Origin of the sequence: Streptomyces sp. NPDC052079, assembly GCF_040680275.1 — a bacterium.
Taxonomy (GTDB): Bacteria; Actinomycetota; Actinomycetes; order Streptomycetales; family Streptomycetaceae; genus Streptomyces.
Window position 1 is genome coordinate 128,615 of sequence record NZ_JBFAWL010000011.1, and the last position, 15,604, is coordinate 144,218.

General features: G+C 73.0%; 14 protein-coding genes. 4 read left to right on the top strand and 10 right to left on the bottom strand.

The window, feature by feature from the left end; translation table 11 throughout:
- Positions 1–2 precede the first annotated feature (2 nt).
- Positions 3–1,562, top strand: coding sequence for a PQQ-binding-like beta-propeller repeat protein (locus AB0L56_RS18630; RefSeq protein WP_365424564.1), 1,560 nt, complete (start codon positions 3–5; stop codon positions 1,560–1,562).
- A 15-nt stretch (positions 1,563–1,577) separates the two neighbouring features.
- Here the strand turns inward: AB0L56_RS18630 and AB0L56_RS18635 are convergent, their stop codons facing one another.
- The gene (locus tag AB0L56_RS18635; protein ID WP_365424655.1) at positions 1,578–2,144 is read right to left on the bottom strand and encodes a class F sortase; all 567 of its coding nucleotides are present in this window, start codon (positions 2,142–2,144) and stop codon (positions 1,578–1,580) included.
- A gap of 203 nt (positions 2,145–2,347) precedes the next feature.
- On the bottom strand, positions 2,348–2,911 hold the full coding sequence (locus AB0L56_RS18640; RefSeq protein ID WP_361022893.1) for a hypothetical protein: 564 nt from the start codon (positions 2,909–2,911) through the stop codon (positions 2,348–2,350).
- A 318-nt stretch (positions 2,912–3,229) separates the two neighbouring features.
- Here AB0L56_RS18640 and AB0L56_RS18645 point away from each other — a divergent pair, with 318 nt between their 5' ends.
- The gene (locus AB0L56_RS18645) at positions 3,230–3,562 is read left to right on the top strand and encodes a hypothetical protein (RefSeq protein ID WP_365424566.1); all 333 of its coding nucleotides are present in this window, start codon (positions 3,230–3,232) and stop codon (positions 3,560–3,562) included.
- A gap of 27 nt (positions 3,563–3,589) precedes the next feature.
- Here the strand turns inward: AB0L56_RS18645 and AB0L56_RS18650 are convergent, their stop codons facing one another.
- Positions 3,590–4,003, bottom strand: coding sequence for a gamma-glutamylcyclotransferase family protein (locus tag AB0L56_RS18650; protein WP_365424568.1), 414 nt, complete (start codon positions 4,001–4,003; stop codon positions 3,590–3,592).
- A 199-nt stretch (positions 4,004–4,202) separates the two neighbouring features.
- On the opposite strand from AB0L56_RS18650, the gene AB0L56_RS18655 reads away from it, so the two are divergent.
- Positions 4,203–5,849: a M4 family metallopeptidase gene (locus tag AB0L56_RS18655; protein ID WP_361022884.1), complete on the top strand. Its 1,647-nt coding sequence runs from the start codon at positions 4,203–4,205 to the stop codon at positions 5,847–5,849.
- Here AB0L56_RS18655 and AB0L56_RS18660 read toward each other — a convergent pair.
- From AB0L56_RS18660 to AB0L56_RS18675, 4 genes are all read right to left on the bottom strand, one after another.
- Entirely contained in the window at positions 5,783–8,446 is a 2,664-nt protein-coding gene (locus AB0L56_RS18660; RefSeq protein ID WP_365424570.1) for a molybdopterin oxidoreductase family protein, read from the bottom strand. The two genes, AB0L56_RS18655 and AB0L56_RS18660, sit on opposite strands and share 67 nt — an antisense overlap.
- Positions 8,447–8,557: 111 nt before the next feature.
- The gene (locus AB0L56_RS18665; RefSeq protein WP_365424572.1) at positions 8,558–8,959 is read right to left on the bottom strand and encodes a DNA-binding protein; all 402 of its coding nucleotides are present in this window, start codon (positions 8,957–8,959) and stop codon (positions 8,558–8,560) included.
- Entirely contained in the window at positions 8,956–9,204 is a 249-nt protein-coding gene (locus AB0L56_RS18670; RefSeq protein ID WP_361022872.1) for a hypothetical protein, read from the bottom strand. The genes AB0L56_RS18665 and AB0L56_RS18670 overlap by 4 nt, the downstream gene beginning before the upstream one ends.
- A 31-nt stretch (positions 9,205–9,235) precedes the next feature.
- Positions 9,236–9,940 carry an ElyC/SanA/YdcF family protein gene (locus AB0L56_RS18675; protein ID WP_365424574.1) on the bottom strand — a complete coding sequence of 235 codons (705 nt, stop codon included), beginning with the start codon at positions 9,938–9,940 and terminating at the stop codon, positions 9,236–9,238.
- Positions 9,941–10,082: 142 nt separating this feature from the next.
- Between AB0L56_RS18675 and AB0L56_RS18680 the strand changes: the two genes are divergently transcribed.
- Complete coding sequence (locus AB0L56_RS18680) at positions 10,083–10,811, top strand: sirohydrochlorin chelatase (RefSeq protein ID WP_365424576.1); 729 nt, start codon at positions 10,083–10,085, stop codon at positions 10,809–10,811.
- An 89-nt stretch (positions 10,812–10,900) separates the two neighbouring features.
- Here the strand turns inward: AB0L56_RS18680 and AB0L56_RS18685 are convergent, their stop codons facing one another.
- From AB0L56_RS18685 to AB0L56_RS18695, 3 genes are all read right to left on the bottom strand, one after another.
- Positions 10,901–12,196 (bottom strand): RNA polymerase sigma factor, encoded by a 1,296-nt coding sequence (locus tag AB0L56_RS18685; RefSeq protein WP_365424578.1) that lies wholly within the window; start codon positions 12,194–12,196, stop codon positions 10,901–10,903.
- Between the two features lie 94 nt (positions 12,197–12,290).
- Complete coding sequence (dnaG, locus tag AB0L56_RS18690; protein ID WP_365424580.1) at positions 12,291–14,234, bottom strand: DNA primase; 1,944 nt, start codon at positions 14,232–14,234, stop codon at positions 12,291–12,293.
- A gap of 43 nt (positions 14,235–14,277) precedes the next feature.
- Positions 14,278–15,543: an FAD-dependent oxidoreductase gene (locus AB0L56_RS18695; protein WP_365424582.1), complete on the bottom strand. Its 1,266-nt coding sequence runs from the start codon at positions 15,541–15,543 to the stop codon at positions 14,278–14,280.
- Between the last annotated feature and the right edge of the window lie 61 nt (positions 15,544–15,604).

Below are 15,604 nucleotides of genomic sequence, written 5' to 3' on the forward strand. Positions count from 1 at the left end.
GGGTGGGGAAGACGATGGTGGAGGACGGCAGACCGTCCGGGACGCGGGCGCTGGGGAAGGCCGCGCTGGTCATGGGAGCGGGCGCGCTCGTCGGGCTCGCGGTGGAGTTCCACGCGCTGGGGTGGACGTCCTTCCCCGGCGACATCTGCGGCGACATGTACCGGCCCTGCCCGAAGGGCACGGCGCCGACCCTCGTCCTGGCGTTCGTGCTCACCTTCGTGGGCGCCTTCGCGCTCAAAGCCGCGCTCGCCGCGTTCTCCGACACCCGCCCCGGGAAGACCGTGCCCGGCGCACTCGCCGTCGCGGGCGTGCTGATCGCGCTGTGGCCCGGCTGGCAGGCCTACCTCTGGATGCGCGGGCCGGTGCTCGACCCGGTCTGGCAGGCCGGCCCGGACCGGCCCGCGAGCGTGCGCGGCGTCGGGGTCTGGGCGCTGGGCGAGGACGCCGGGACGGTCGTACGGGCCCGGACCGACGCGCTGGTCGCGTACGACTCCGGCACCGGGGACCGCGGCTGGGTGCTGCGGGCGCCCACGCGCGAGTCGGTGTGCGCGATGAGCGAGCGGCCCGTCGACGGCATCGGCCTGGTCGCCTTCGCGCGGGACGAGAAGCCGTGCGACACCGTGTGGGGCGTCGAGGTGAGCAGCGGACGCAAGATGTGGGAGCGGGACTTCACCGGCAGGACACTGCTGTACGGCGGCGGAGGGGTGCTCAGCGCCGGCGGGGGAGTGGCCGTGGCGCTGGGCGAACACGCGGTCCACGGGTACGGGCTCACCGACGGCGCGGTGCGCTGGACCGCGACGCCCACCGCGGCCCGTGCCGAGGGCGGGGACGACGCCGAGTGCGAGCCGGTGACGGCCTCCCCGGCCGGCGGCACCACCCGGGTCGTCGTCACGTGCGGCTCCTACAGCGACTTCCACTCGGCGTGGCTCCTCACCCTCGACGACGCCACGGGCAAGGAGCTGAGCCGGCGCGAGCTGCCGGTCCAGAGCTACGTGGACGTGGCCGCGGTGCTCTCCGCCGAGCCGTTCACCCTGCTGGTGCGGGAGAAGGACGAGCGCGGCCTCGCCGCCGCACTGGCCTACGACGAGCCGGACGACCCGCGGCGGAAGCCGGTGAAGGTCTCCCTCGCCGCCGAAGAGGAGGAGCTGGCCCTCTCAGGGCTCCACCCCGTGTTCACCGCCCGGCCGGTGTTCCGCGCGGCGGTCGCCGACGGGAACCTGATCGTGGCCGCCGAGAAACCGGGGTCGAACGGTCCCGAACGGGTCGTGGCCTACTCGCTCGACGACGGCCTCCGCCGCTGGCACGTGGATCTGGGCACCCCGGTCGTCGCCCTCGCCCCGGCGGGCCGCGACCGGGTGGCCGTGCTCGGCGAGTCGCAGCGCCTGTGGACCCTCACCACCCGTGACGGCACCCGGGTGGGCGAGGAGGACGGCACGACGGTGCGCGACCTCGCCGGCAAGCTCGACGACGAACCGCACCTGGTCCGGGCGGGCGACGGCTGGGTGATCGTCAACTCTGACGGCGACGCCTACGCCCCCGCGCTCGCGGTCGGCCGCCCGTAGCGGGCCGCGGGCCGCTCAGCGGGTGTGCGTCAGGTGGGCGTAGACGACGACGTTGCCCCGGTAGCCGGTGCTGCGGGAGTAGCCGCCGCCGCAGGTGATGACCCGCAACTCGGGGCGGGTCGCGGGGCCGTAGACCTTCGTGTCGGGGAAGTCCTCGGCGTCGTACACCTCGACGGCGTCCACCGTGAACACGGCGACGGTGCCGTCCCGGCGGTCCACCTCGACGGTGCTGCCCTTGCGCAGCGCGCCGAGGGAGTAGAAGACGGCGGGGCCGTCGGCGTTGTCGACGTGGCCCGCGACGATCGCGGTGCCCCTCTCGCCGGGGGTGGTGCCGGCCTCGTACCAGCCCGCGAGGTTCTTCCGGCCGGCGGGCGGGACGTCGAGGCTGCCGGTCCTCGTCAGACCGAGGCCGGTCAGGGGCGCGTCCACGTCGATCGCGGGGATGCGGACACGGACGGGCGGGGAGGGCGGGAGCGCGGGCGCCGCGGACCGGAGCACGCCGTTGTTGTCGGCACCGTTGCGGGCCTGGGCGGCCGACGGCTGCGGCGGGGTGTCCCCCGTCCCGTCGCGCAGCAGCATCATCCCGGAGCACAGCGCGATCACGGTGACGGCGATTATCGCTGCGTTGCTCGGACCCCCGGCCCGGCGGCGGAACCTGCGGCGCGTCACGGAGTGGACCTCGTCTCGTGTCGGCCCCGTACCCCCCTCCGGGCCGCGAGGGGCGTCGGACCCGGAGGGGGAGGGGACATGCGGTACCGGCGGGGACGGGCAGCGGAGGGTGCCCGTCAGATCCCGTCGCCTCTCGCCCGGCGATGCAGGAGCCAGGTACCGCCCGCGGCGGCGACGGCGAGCGCCGTCACACCGGCCGCGGTCTGTACGGGGTCGTGGCCCAGCGCGCCGCCGACCCCCGTCTTCACACTTCCCCGCGGATGCACCTGCTGCGATTCGGGCGTCAGCGTGACGAGCAGATCACCCGCCACTCGCCGGCCGCTGCCGGCACACGTCGCGACGATCTCGTACATCCCCGGCTGCGCGCTCGGCGGCACCTGGAACTGTCCGATCGCGTTCCGCTCGTGGGTGCTCGGCGTCAGCGTGAAGCGGCCGGCGCCCACGGCGGAGGCGTCGCCCCCCGCCGTGTCCTCGTCGCCGCACGCCGCGGTGTTCGCCGTCACCTGCGCGCCGGGCACGACCGAGGACGGGTACAGCTCCAGGTCCCCGGCCACCGTGCCGCGGGCCTCCACGGCATACGCGGGGGCGGCCAGCAGCCCCGCGGCGGCCACGGCGAGCGCCGCGCCGGTCAGACCGGACCTGCCGGTGACGCCGGTCAGCAGCCGGGCGGTACGTCGCATCGATGCTCCCTCGAGCTCACGAAGGGGACCCGGCCCGCGGCACCCCCTTGTGCCGCCGTCGGACGCGTCCCTGCCTTTCCGAGGTAAGTGCCACCGCGCCTCCGCCGCTTCCTGAGGAAGCGTCAGGAGGCGGGCTGAACGGGTGTCAGACGCACCCGGACGGGCGCACACTTCACCGGGTTTCAGCAGGTCACGGACGCGGTGCCGAACCGGTCACCGGAGAAGCACCCGAAGGGTGCGCGGCGCGGGGGTGAACGGGTGACCGGGGCGGGGAGCGGGGCGGGGGCGCTGGGGTCGCGTGCGGGGAGGTGGGGACGGATGCGGCTGCGCGTGCTCGTGGTGATGTGGGCCCTCGTGCTCTGGGGGCTGTTCGAGGTGGGCGGCGGATTGGCGCACCACGCCTACGCGAAGGGCGTGATCTGCTCCGGGATCAACGTGGGGCCGGACAGGGAGGAGCATCCCTCGCCCATGCACCCGGGCGACACCTGCCACCCCCGGGTCCACAGCTCCGAGACCAGAAGCTACGACGAGCAGCGGGCGGTCCAGCGCGCGGAGCGCGACGACGTCGTGATCGGCTCCTGTGTGCTCGGCACGGGGACGGTGGGACTGATCGGCCTGTTCATCCAGGGCCGAATGCGGCGGCGGGTCTAGGACCTACTGCACGCCACCCACCCCGTCTCACCTCACCCCCCGCCACGCCCCGCCCTCCACCGGCTTCCCGCGCGCCCGCAGCTCCGCGGCGACGGCGGGAGCGGCGACGTACACCCACGCGCGCACCGCCGTGCCGTCCGCTTCCCGGAGGACCTCCCTCACCACGCGCTCGTACAGGTTGCGCGGGCCGCCCGGTACGTACCCCTCCAGCCGGTCCAGCTCGGCGAGCAGCCCCGGGTACGCCTCCGGCAGCGCGGTGACCAGCTCCCCGCTGACCGTGCCGCCCGGCTCCTCGACGGCGTACGGATATCCGGGCCCCTCGTACAGCGTCGCGCCCGGGAGCCGGCCGGGTTCCTCGCTCAGGGTGCGGCCGCGCAGGAACAGGTCGTGGTTGCGCTCGCCGGCGCGGAGGGTGCCGTAGACGAAGAAGGGGAGAATCACTCGTTCACCTGCGCGGACGGTCGGCGGAGCCCCTCTGCACCGAAGTGTCACCGGAGCCTTGCAGGAACGATTCTCACCCCTCACACACCCGCACATTCGCGCTATGGACATGACATGATCGGCGCCACTTGAATCGCGGTCAACATCAGCGCCGCCCCCTCCCCCCACCCGTGTCGGGGCGCCCGTTCCAGGAGACCGCTTGAGCCCGATACGGCCTGTCCGAGGTTCCCGCCCCGTCACCACCGCCGTGGCCGTCACCAGCACCGCCCTGCTGGCCGCGGCACTCACCCCCACCACCGCCGGTGCGGCCGAACTCCCCACCCGCTCCGCCGCCGTCGCCGACGCCGCGTCGGTCCTCGAGGAGCGTGCCGACGCCCTCGGCCTTACCGCGGGCCAGCGGACGAAGGTCCGCGACGTCGTCATCGACGCGGACGGCAGCCGGCACATCCGCTACGACCGCACCTACCACCGACTCCCCGTCCTGGGCGGCGACTTCGTCCTGCACCTCGCCCCCGACGGCAGCTACCGGGGCGTCACCCGCGCCACCCGCGCGCGCATCGGCCTCCCGACCGTCACCCCCGGGCTCGCCGCCCCCAAGGCCGCCGACCTCGCGGCGAACACCCTGCGCGCCGCCCACCTCGGCGAGACCCTCAAGAAGCTCACCGCCAAGCCCGAGCTGGTGGTCGACGCCCTGCACGGCGCCCCCAGGCTCGCCTGGCGCACCGACGCCGTCGCCCAGGACCCGTCCGGGAACCCGGTCGCGCGCACCGTGCTCACCGACGCGCGCACCGGCACCCGCATCGACGCCTGGGACAGCCTCGAGAACGTCTCCGGCGACGGCCAGTCCCTCTACGGCGGCACGGTCCCGCTGGAGACGACGGCCACGGCGTCCGGGTACGAGCTGAAGGACCCCACCCGCGGCGGCACATACACCGGCGACGCGGGCAACCGCACCGACCTGTGCGTCCTCGTCGTCTGCGCCAACCGCGCACCGGCGCCCGTCGTCACCGACGCCGACAACCACTGGGGCACGGGCACCGTGGCCGACCGCGCCACGGTGGCGGTGGACGCCCAGTACGGCACCGACGTCACCTGGGACTACTACGAGGACGTCCACGGCCGCCGGGGCATCGCGGGCGACGGCAAGGGCTCGTACAACCGCGTGCACTACGGCAACGGCTACAACAACGCCTTCTGGGACGACCGTTGTTTCTGCATGACGTACGGGGACGGTGACGGCACCCAGATGGGGCCGCTGGTCTCCCTGGACGTGGCCGGACACGAGATGACCCACGGCGTGACGTCCAAGACGGCCGGCCTGACCTACTCGGGGGAGTCCGGCGGTCTGAACGAGGCGACCTCGGACATCTTCGGCACGCTGGTGGAGTTCCACGCGGCGAATGCCAAGGACCCCGGCGACTGGCTGATCGGCGAGAAGATCGTCCGGGACGGCTTCGGCCGGGACGCCCTGCGTTACATGGACGAGCCCTCCAAGGACGGCAAGTCGGCGGACTGCTGGGACACCTCGGTCAAGGACCTCGACGTGCACTACTCCTCCGGCGTCGCCAACCACTTCGCCTACCTGCTCGCCGAGGGCAGCGGCGCGAAGACCCTGGGCGGCGTCGCGCACTCCTCGCCCACCTGCGACGGCTCCACGGTCACCGGCATCGGGCGCGCCAAGCTCGGCGCCATCTGGTACCGCGCCCTGACGGTGCACATGACGTCCTCGACGAACTACGCGGGCGCCCGCACGGCGACCCTGAAGGCGGCCGCGGATCTCTACGGCGAGGGCGGAACCGAGTACGCGGCCGTCGCGGCGGCCTGGAGCGCGGTGGGCGTGGGCTGAACGGCCTCCAGCCGCACCGCGCACGCCTTGAACTCCGGCATCCGGGAGGTCGGGTCGAGGGCCGGGTTGGTGAGGGTGTTGGCCCGGCCCTCACCGGCCCAGTGGAACGGCATGAAGACCGTGTCGGGGCGGATCGCGGTGGTGATCCGCGCCGGCGCCACCGCCCTCCCCCGCCGGGACACCACGGCCACCGGGTCGCCCTCGGCCGCACCGAGCCGCTCCGCGAGCCGCGGGTGCAGCTCCACGAACGGACCGGGAGCGGCGGCGTTCAGCTCGTCGACCCGCCTGGTCTGCGCGCCGGACTGGTACTGCGCGACGACCCGCCCGGTGGTCAGCAGGACGGGGTACTCCTCGTCCGGCTCCTCGGCGATCGCCCGGTACGACACCGGTACGAACCGCGCCCGCCCGTCCTCGGTGGCGAACCGGTCGAGGAAGAGACGGGGCGTACCGGGATGCACGCCGGTGCCGGACCCGCCGGCCGGGGCAGGCCCGCCCGGCAGATCACCGGACGCGGCCTCTCCGGTGTGGGCGGCCTCTCCGGCGCCGACGTTGGCCCCGGTCGCCGCCGCAGTCCGGGCGGCGCGGGTGTCACTCGCGGCTCCGGTACGGGCCTCTCCGGTGCCGGTGGCCTCTCCGGTGCCGGTGTCGGTATCGGCCTTGGCGCCGACGTCGGTCCCGGTCGCCGCCGCAGTCCGGGCGCGGGTGTCGCTCGCGGTTCCGGTACGGGCCTCTCCGGTGCCGGTGTCGGTACCCGCCTTGGCGCCGACGCTGGTCCCGGTCGCCGCCGCAGTCCGGGCGCGGGTGTCGCTCGCGGCTCCGGTACGGGCCTCTCCGGTGCCGGTGGCCTCTCCGGTGCCGGTGTCGGTATCGGCCTTGGCGCCGACGCTGGTCCCGGTCGCCGCCGCAGTCCGGGCGCGGGTGTCGCTCGCGGCTCCGGTACGGACCTCGGCACCGGTCGCCGGCGACGCGTGTGCCCCGGCCGGGCACGGCCAGAAGATGCCGTTCTCCTCGGCCAGCCTCCGGTAGGTGATCCCGGAGTAGTCGGCGGGCCCGCCCGCGCTCGCCCGGCGCAGTTCGGCGAAGACCTCCTCGGGGTCGGTCGGGAAGCCCTTCTCCAGGTTCCGGTCTCCGCCCAGCCGCGCGGCGAGTTCGTGCATGACCTCCAGGTCGCTGCGGATGCCCTCCGGCGGGGTGACCGCCAGGCGGCGCAGCAGCACGCGCCCCTCCAGATTCGTCGTCGTCCCCGTCTCCTCCGCCCACTGCGTCACCGGCAGGACGACATCGGCGAGCGCGGCCGTCTCCGACAGCACCACGTCGCACACCGCCAGGAAGTCCAGGGAGCGGATCCGCTCCTCGACATGCGCGGCGCGCGGCGCCGACACCACCGGGTTGGACCCCATCAGCAGCAGCGAGCGGATGTCCGTGCCCAGCGCGTCCAGCAGCTCGTACGCGCTGCGCCCCGGCCCGGGCAGGGTGTCGGGGTCCACCCCCCACACCTCGGCGACATGCGCCCGCGCCGCCGGATCCGTCAGCGTGCGGTAGCCGGGCAACTGGTCGGCCTTCTGGCCGTGTTCCCGCCCGCCCTGCCCGTTGCCCTGCCCGGTCAGGCACCCGTACCCGGACAGCGGGCTGCCGGGCCGCCCGGTCGCCAGGGCCAGGTTGATCCACGCGCTCACCGTGTCGGTGCCCTTGGCCTGCTGCTCCGGCCCCCGCGCGGTGAGCACCATCGCGGACTCGGGCGCGCAGAACAGCCGTACGGCCTCCCGCAGCCGGGGCACGGACACACCGGTGATCCGCTCCACGTACTCCGGCCAGTGCGCCATCGCGCAGGCCCGGGTCTCCTCCCAGCCGACGGTGCGCTCGCGGACGTACTCCTCGTCGGTGTGCCCCTCGGCGACGACGAGGTGCAGCAGACCCAGTGCCAGCGCGAGGTCCGTGCCGGGGCGCGGCGCCAGATGCAGATCGGCCTGCTCGGCGGTCTTCGTACGGCGCGGGTCCACGACGATCAGCGTGCCGCCGTTCTCCCTCAGCTCGGTGAAGTAGCGCAGGGACGGCGGCATGGTCTCCGCCGGGTTCGACCCGACGAGGATCACGCAGCCCGTCCTCGGAACGTCCTCCAGCGGGAACGGCAGCCCACGGTCGAGTCCGAACGCCCTGGTGCCGGCGGCTGCCGCCGACGACATGCAGAACCGCCCGTTGTAGTCGATCTGCGAGGTGCCGAGCACCACCCGGGCGAACTTCCCGAGGCTGTACGCCTTCTCGTTGGTCAGCCCGCCCCCGCCGAACACCCCGACCGCGTCCGCCCCGTACTCCGCGCGGGTACGCCCCAGCCCCTCGGCCACCCGGTTCAGCGCCTCCTCCCAGGACGCCGGCACCAGCGCGCCCCCCGCCGAGCGCACCAACGGCGAGGTCAGCCGCACGGCCGACGACAGCAGGGCCGGAGCGGTACGTCCCTTCCCGCACAGCGCCCCCCGATTCACGGGGAAGTCCGCGCGCTCACTCACCTCGACGCCCGTCCCGTCCGGGGCCGGCGTCAGATTCATACCGCACTGCAGCGCGCAGTAGGGGCAGTGCGTGGGCGTCACGGTGTTCCGCATACGTTCACCCTGCGCGTCGGGTGTTACGCACCGCGCCGGCCCCTGTTACGCCCCGGGTACGGCGACCTCCCCGCCGGCATCCGGCCGTGGTGAGGCGCCTGCGCCCCCCGCTCAGAGGCCGATCAGGCGGATACGGTCATCGCACAGGCGTGACATGTCGTCGACGTCCGACGTCAGTATGGCCACCGGGCCCGGCTGACGAAGTGCCATCTCGGCCACAGTCGCGTCGATCGCGTACTTGTGGCCGTGCAGGCCCGCCGCCCTGAGCAGCTCCGCAGCTGCCTTCGCCGCCTGCTCGGTCACCGGCTCGACCCTGACGCCGGACAATGCCCAGCGAAGCCGCGCCGTGTTCACCCGCGCGTGGCTGACCTCCACAATGGTGCTGGCTCCCACGACGACGTCAGCACCCATGTCGTGGAAGACCTGGAACATCGCGAGGATCTTGCGGTCCTGCGCGATCCAGGCGGAGAGGCCCTCGGAGTCCAGGACGAGGGTTGCGACGTGCATGGTCATGCCGCGCTCTGCGAGCCACCGGCATCCGTGCCGCCGAGGATCCGGGAGCGGGCCTCAGCCAGTTCCTCCTCGGTGAAGGCACCGTACTCCTCCTGATGGCGCAGTAGGTCGGCGCCGAGCAGTTGGTGTCGCAACTGACGCGCCACCGCTTCGGCGACATAGCCGGAGACGTTGTCGGTGAGCTTCTTCAGTTCGTTGACCTGCTCCGTCGGGAGCGTCACCGTGATGCGCGTCGTGTCCGCCATGGGGCGAGCATACCGCGGTATGCGTGATCGCTCATCCCCGCGCCTGCTCCGCGCGGGCCTCCGTCAGCGCCCGCTCCACCCCCGGCTCCTTGGGTCCCAGGAAGCGCGGATCGGGCCGGAACGCGGCGTCCAGCGCCGCCTTGCCCGCCGCGAAGACCTCCCGGACACCCCCGTAGTACCAGGTGGCGTCGTGCGGTTCGGCGACGCCGACACCGTGCGAGGAGACGCCGGCTGCCTCGCACAGGGCCACCGCACGGCGGACATGGAAGCCCTGGCTGATCAGCACCGCCCGGTCCACCCCGAAGATCCTCTTCGCGCGGACGCAGGAGTCCCAGGTGTCGAAGCCCGCGTAGTCGCTGACGATCCGCGCGTCGGGCACGCCGTGCCGGGTCAGATACGCCCGCATCGCGTCGGGCTCGTCGTAGTCCTCACGGCTGTTGTCGCCGGTGACCAGCACCACCTCGATCCGGCCCGCGCGGTACAGCTGCGCCGCCGCGTCCAGCCGGTGCGCGAGATACGGCGACGGCTCCCCGTCCCACAGACCCGCACCGAACACCACGGCCACCTCGGCGCGCGGCACATCGGCGGTGGTGCGCAGTCGGTCGTCCGTGGTCAGCCGCAGCCAGGTCGCCGGCAGCAGCGCCAGCACGCACCCCGCCACCACCGCCCGCACCAGCCGCCGCTGCCCCGCACGGGTGCGCGGCAGACGCGGACGGCGAACTGTGAAACGGCGCATGGGACGGCCCCTTCCCGGTCTGTCCTCGCCCCGGAGAGACGCCCCACCACGCCCCCCGGTTCGCCCCACGATGGGAACCGCCGAAAAACACCCGTCATCCCCGGGCAACGGGAAGGCAACGTCCCGCGCCGACGATCGGTGCATGACGCCGTACCCCACGCATCCCCCCGCCCTCGTCGTCGTGGCCCACGGCAGCCGCGACCCGCGGGCGCTGAGCACCGTACGGCAGCTCCTGGCCGGGGTACGCGCACTGCGCCCCGGTCTGCCCGTGCACTTGGGCCACATCGAGCTCAACGCGCCCCTGCTGCCCGACACCCTCGCCGAGCTGGACGCGCGCGGCACCCGGGCGGCCGTCCTCGTACCGCTGCTGCTCAGCAGGGGGTACCACGTCAAGCGGGACATCCCCCGGATGGCCGCCGGGGCACGGCTGCACACGCGGGTGGCCGCCCCGCTCGGCCCGCACCCCCTGCTCGTGGACGCTCTGCACGCCCGCCTCACCGAGGCCGGCTGGCGCACCCCGGCGGACGCCGCGACCCGCCGCGAGAGCGGGGTCGTCCTCGCCGCCGCCGGCTCCCGCGACCCCGAGTCGAGGGTCGACACGGCCCGCACCGCACGCCTGCTCGCCCAACGACTCGGCGTCCCCGTCGTCCCCGCCTACGCCTCCGCCACGGCCCCCACCGTCCGCGACGCCATACGCGCTCTGGCCGCCCGAGGCCGCCACCGCGTGGCCGTCGCCTCCTACTTCACGGCCCCCGGCCGCTTCGCCACAGAATGCGCAACAGCAGCCCCGGGCACAGCCTCCACCCCCCTGGGACCGCACCCAGCCATCCCTCGCCTCCTCCTCCACCGCTACGACCAGGGGCACGTTTAGGGGCGCGGGGAACTGCGCAAAAAAAGGGGGGTCTGGGGGGCGAAGCCCCCCAGGGACGGGACGGGAAGGGGCGGCGGGGGCGAAAAAACTCAGTCCAAATACCCCCGCAACTGATCAGCAAAGGCATGATCCCGCAGCTTGTTCAACGTCTTCGACTCGATCTGCCGAATCCGCTCCCGCGTCACACCAAAGATCCGCCCTATCTCCTCCAGCGTCCGCGGCCGCCCATCCACCAGCCCATACCGCAACTGCACAACCTTCCGCTCCCGCTCTCCCAGCGTCGACAGCACAGCCTCCAGATGCTCCCGCAGCAACAGAAACGCCGCCGACTCCACAGGACTCGCCGCGTCCCCGTCCTCAATGAGGTCGCCGAGCGCCACATCGTCCTCCTCGCCCACGGGCGCGTGCAGCGACACCGGCTCCTGCGCCAGCCGCAGCACCTCGCCGACCCGCTCGGGCGGCAGATCCAGATGCGCGGCGACCTCGCCCGGCGTCGGCTCGTACCCGCGCTCCTGGAGTATCCGCCGCTGGACGCGCACCACCCGGTTGATGAGCTCGACGACATGCACCGGCACCCGGATCGTGCGCGCCTGGTCGGCGAGCGCCCGGGACATCGCCTGGCGGATCCACCACGTGGCGTAGGTGGAGAACTTGTACCCCCGGGCGTAGTCGAACTTCTCCACCGCCCGGATCAGCCCGAGATTGCCCTCCTGGACCAGGTCCAGCATGGTCAGGCCCCGGCCCACGTACCGTTTGGCGACGGACACGACGAGCCGCAGGTTGGCCTCGATCAGCCGCCGCTTGGCCATCCGGCCCATGACGACGAGCCGGTCGAGGTCCAGGGCGAGCCTGCTGTCCAGGTCGGGGGTGCGGCGCAGCTTCTCCTCCGCGAAGAGCCCCGCCTCGACACGGCGGGCGAGTTCGACCTCCTCGGCGGCGGTCAGCAGCGGGATGCGGCCGATCTCGCGCAGATACTGGCGGAACAGATCCGAGGAGGGACCGCCGGTCTCGGGCCGGACGGGGCCGCGCGGCCCCACGGATTCGACGGCTACCACGGATTCGACGGATTCGACCGGATAGACGGGCGGACCGGCCGCCTCCAACGCCTCGGCCGGCGGCCCGGCGGCCTCGGACGACGTCTCCGGATGGTGCACGACACGGCTCTGCGCCGGCATGGCGACGAGCAGCTCCGCGTCGGACTCGGTGAGGGTCTGGGTCTGCACGGGGGCGACCTCCAGGATGATCGCTGCCAGGGGGGAGGACAGCGGTACTTCGGGGGCGGAGTCGGCGGCCTCGCCGCTGTCCGTCCCGTACGCGATGAGCGGAACCGCGGATGTCCGGGACCCGTCGGTGACGGATCGGCCGCGCTCCGAGGACTCAGGCACCGCCCCCAGTGTGGGGTACGACACATCCTCCCCACGAGGGGCGTGCGGTGACTTTTTGCGTCCGGTGCGTGACCGGGCGGTTACGCGGACGGCCTCACAGTGCCGCCGCGCCGTGTTCCCGCAGCGACTGGTCGTACTGCTGAAGCACCCACAACTCGTTCTGCACGGACGCCAGTTCGGCCGGGTCGCCGTGGGCGCCGAGACGGGTGAGGCGGCTGGTGATGTCGCGGATGCGCCGCTCCACGGCACGCCGCCGAACCGTGACCAGCTGGGCGCCCGCGTAGGTCTCGTCGACCTCCTTGACGCCCCGGTGCAGCATGATCGCCTCGACGGCGAGCTCGGTGACCATGGCGCGGACGGTGTCGTCGGGGGCGGAGTCGCGGACCCGGATCAGATACTCCTGCGGGTCCTGCACGCCGTACTCCGCGCCGCCCGCGTCCAGGATCGCCTGCCGTACGGCCGCGTAGGGCGGGGCGGTGAACTCGTCGACGCCGTACGCGTCGAAGGCCGGGGAGACCAGCTCCGGGCGCTGAAGGGCGAGCTTGAGCAGCTCCCGTTCGGTGGCGAACACCGGATTGCGAAGGTTGAGGGCCGGACCGCGCGGGGCCGGCCGCGCGGCGGACGGGGCGTACGACTGCGGCCCGCCGCCGTGCCGCCCGCCGCCCTGCTGCCCGCGGTCGGGGCCCGGGCCCTTGCCGCCACGCTCGCGGGCCCAGCGGGCGAGCTGAGCGACCCGCTTGACGACGAACTGGGTGTCGAGGATGCCCAGCATCCCGGCGAGTTCGACGGCGACCTCGTGCTGGGCACCGCTGTTCTTGATGCGGGCGACGATGGGGGCCGCCTCGTCGAGGGCGGCGGCCCGGCCGGCCGGGGTGTCCAGGTCGTAGCGCCGGACGATCTGGCGCAGGGCGAACTCGAAGAGCGGGGTGCGGGGTTCGACGAGGTCGGCGACGGCCTCGTCGCCCTTGGCGAGCCGCAGGTCGCAGGGGTCCATGCCGTCGGGGGCGATGGCGATATAGGTCTCGGCGGCGAACTTCTGGTCGTCCTCGAAGGCGCGCAGGGCCGCCTTCTGGCCGGCCGCGTCGCCGTCGAAGGTGAAGATCACGCGTGCGCTGCCGTTGTCCATCAGCAGCCGGCGCAGGATCTTGATGTGGTCGCCGCCGAAGGCGGTGCCGCAGGTGGCGATGGCGGTCGTGACGCCCGCGAGGTGACAGGCCATGACGTCGGTGTAGCCCTCGACGACGACCGCGCGGGAAGCCTTCGCGATGTCCTTCTTCGCCAGGTCGATGCCGTAGAGGACCTGGGACTTCTTGTAGATCGCGGTCTCGGGAGTGTTGAGGTACTTGGGGCCGTTGTCCGCCTCGTAGAGCTTGCGGGCGCCGAAGCCGACGACGTCCCCGCCGATGTCGCGGATGGGCCACATCAGCCGGCCGCGGAAGCGGTCGATGGGGCCGCGGCGGCCCTCCTGGGCGAGGCCGGAGAGGATCAGCTCCTTGTCGCTGAACCCCTTTCCGCGCAGAAAGCGGGTGAGATGGTCCCACCCCTGGGGGCTGTAGCCGACGCCGAAGTGCTGCGCGGCGGCCTGGTCGAAGCCGCGTTCGGCGAGGAAGACCCGGCCGGTGTCCGCCTCCGGGGAGGTCGCGAGCTGCTCCGCGTACCAGTCCGCGGCGATCTTGTGGGCCTCGACCAGACGGATGCGCTCGCCGCGCTGGTGGGTGGGGTTGTACCCGCCCTCCTCGTAGCGCAGGGTGATGCCGGCCTGTCCGGCGAGGCGCTCGACCGCCTCCGAGAAGGAGAGGTGGTCGATCTTCATCACGAACGTGATGGTGTCGCCGCCCTCCTGGCAGCCGAAGCAGTGGAAAAGTCCCTTGCTCGGGCTGACCTGGAAGGACGGCGACTTCTCGTCGTGGAAGGGGCAGAGACCCTTGAGGTTCCCTCCCCCCGCGTTGCGCAGCTGGAGATACTCGGACACCACGGCGTCGATCGGAACCGCGTCCCGAACCGCCTTCACGTCCTCATCATTGATCCGCCCAGCCACGCGTGAATTCTACGGGGGGCAACTGACACCTCCGGTTGCCGCACTACCCCACAAGACTCTCCAACGGCACATGCGGGTCCGCCAGCGCCTCCGTGTCCACCTGCCCCCGCCCCCGGATCATGGCCTGGATCGGATCCGTGACATCCCACACATTCACGTTCATCCCCGCCAGCACGCGCCCCTCCTTCACCCAGAACGCGATGAACTCCCGCTTCCCCGCATCGCCCCGGATGACCACCTGGTCGTAGGACCCCGGCGGCGCCCACCCGGAGTACTCCATCCCCAGGTCGTACTGGTCGGTGAAGAAGTAGGGAACGCGGTCGTAGATCTCCTCCCGCCCCAGCATGGAGCGCGCCGCCGCCGGCCCTCCGTGCAGCGCGTTGGCCCAGTGCTCCACGCGCAGCCGCGTGCCGAACAGGCCGAGCGGGAAGCAGGCCACGTCACCGGCCGCATAGACGTCCGGGTCCGACGTCCGCAGGCGCTCGTCGACGAGGACACCCCCGCCGGCCGCACGGTCGGCGAGCTCCAGTCCCGCGCCCTCCGCGAGAGCGACCCGGGGGGCCGCGCCGATCGCGGCGAGGACGGCGTGCGCGGGGTGCTCCTCGCCGTCGTCGGTGCGGGCGGCGAGGACCATGCCGTCCTGGCCGGTGATCTCGGTGAGCGTGGCACCGAAGTGGAAGCGGACGCCGTGCTCGCGGTGCAGCTCGGCGAAGAGCTGGCCGAGCTCGGGCCCGAGGACCGAGTGCAGCGGGGTCTGTCCCCGGTGGACGACGGTGACCTCCGCGCCGTACTCACGGGCCGCGGCCGCGACCTCCAGGCCGATCCAGCCGGCGCCCGCGATCACCAGATGGCCGTTGTCCCGGCCGAGGGTGGTGAGGACGCCCTTCAGCCGTTCGGAGTGGGCGAGGCGGCGCAGGTGGTGGACGCCCACGAGGCCGGTGCCCGGGATGTCCAGGCGGCGCGGCTCGGCGCCGGTGGCGAGCAGCAGCTTGTCGTAGCGGACGGTGGTGCCGTCGTCGCCGAAGCGGACGGTCTTCGCGGCGCGGTCGATGGCGTCGACGGTCTGGCCGAGGTGCAGTTCGATGTCGTGGCGCGCGTACCAGGCGGGCTCGTGCACGAAAATGCTGTCGCGTTCCTCCTTGCCGAGGAGGTAGCCCTTGGACAGCGGCGGACGCTCGTACGGGTGGTCGCGCTCGTCGCAGATCAGTATCACCCGGCCGGTGAAGCCCTCCGCTCTCAGCGTCTCGGCCGCCTTGGCGCCGGCCAGGCCGCCTCCGACGATGACGAAAGTCTGATCCGCGTCGACCACGTGATGCCTCCTCGTAACGGTGTAGCCACCTGCGAGCGTCCCGCACGCAAGATGATGCCGG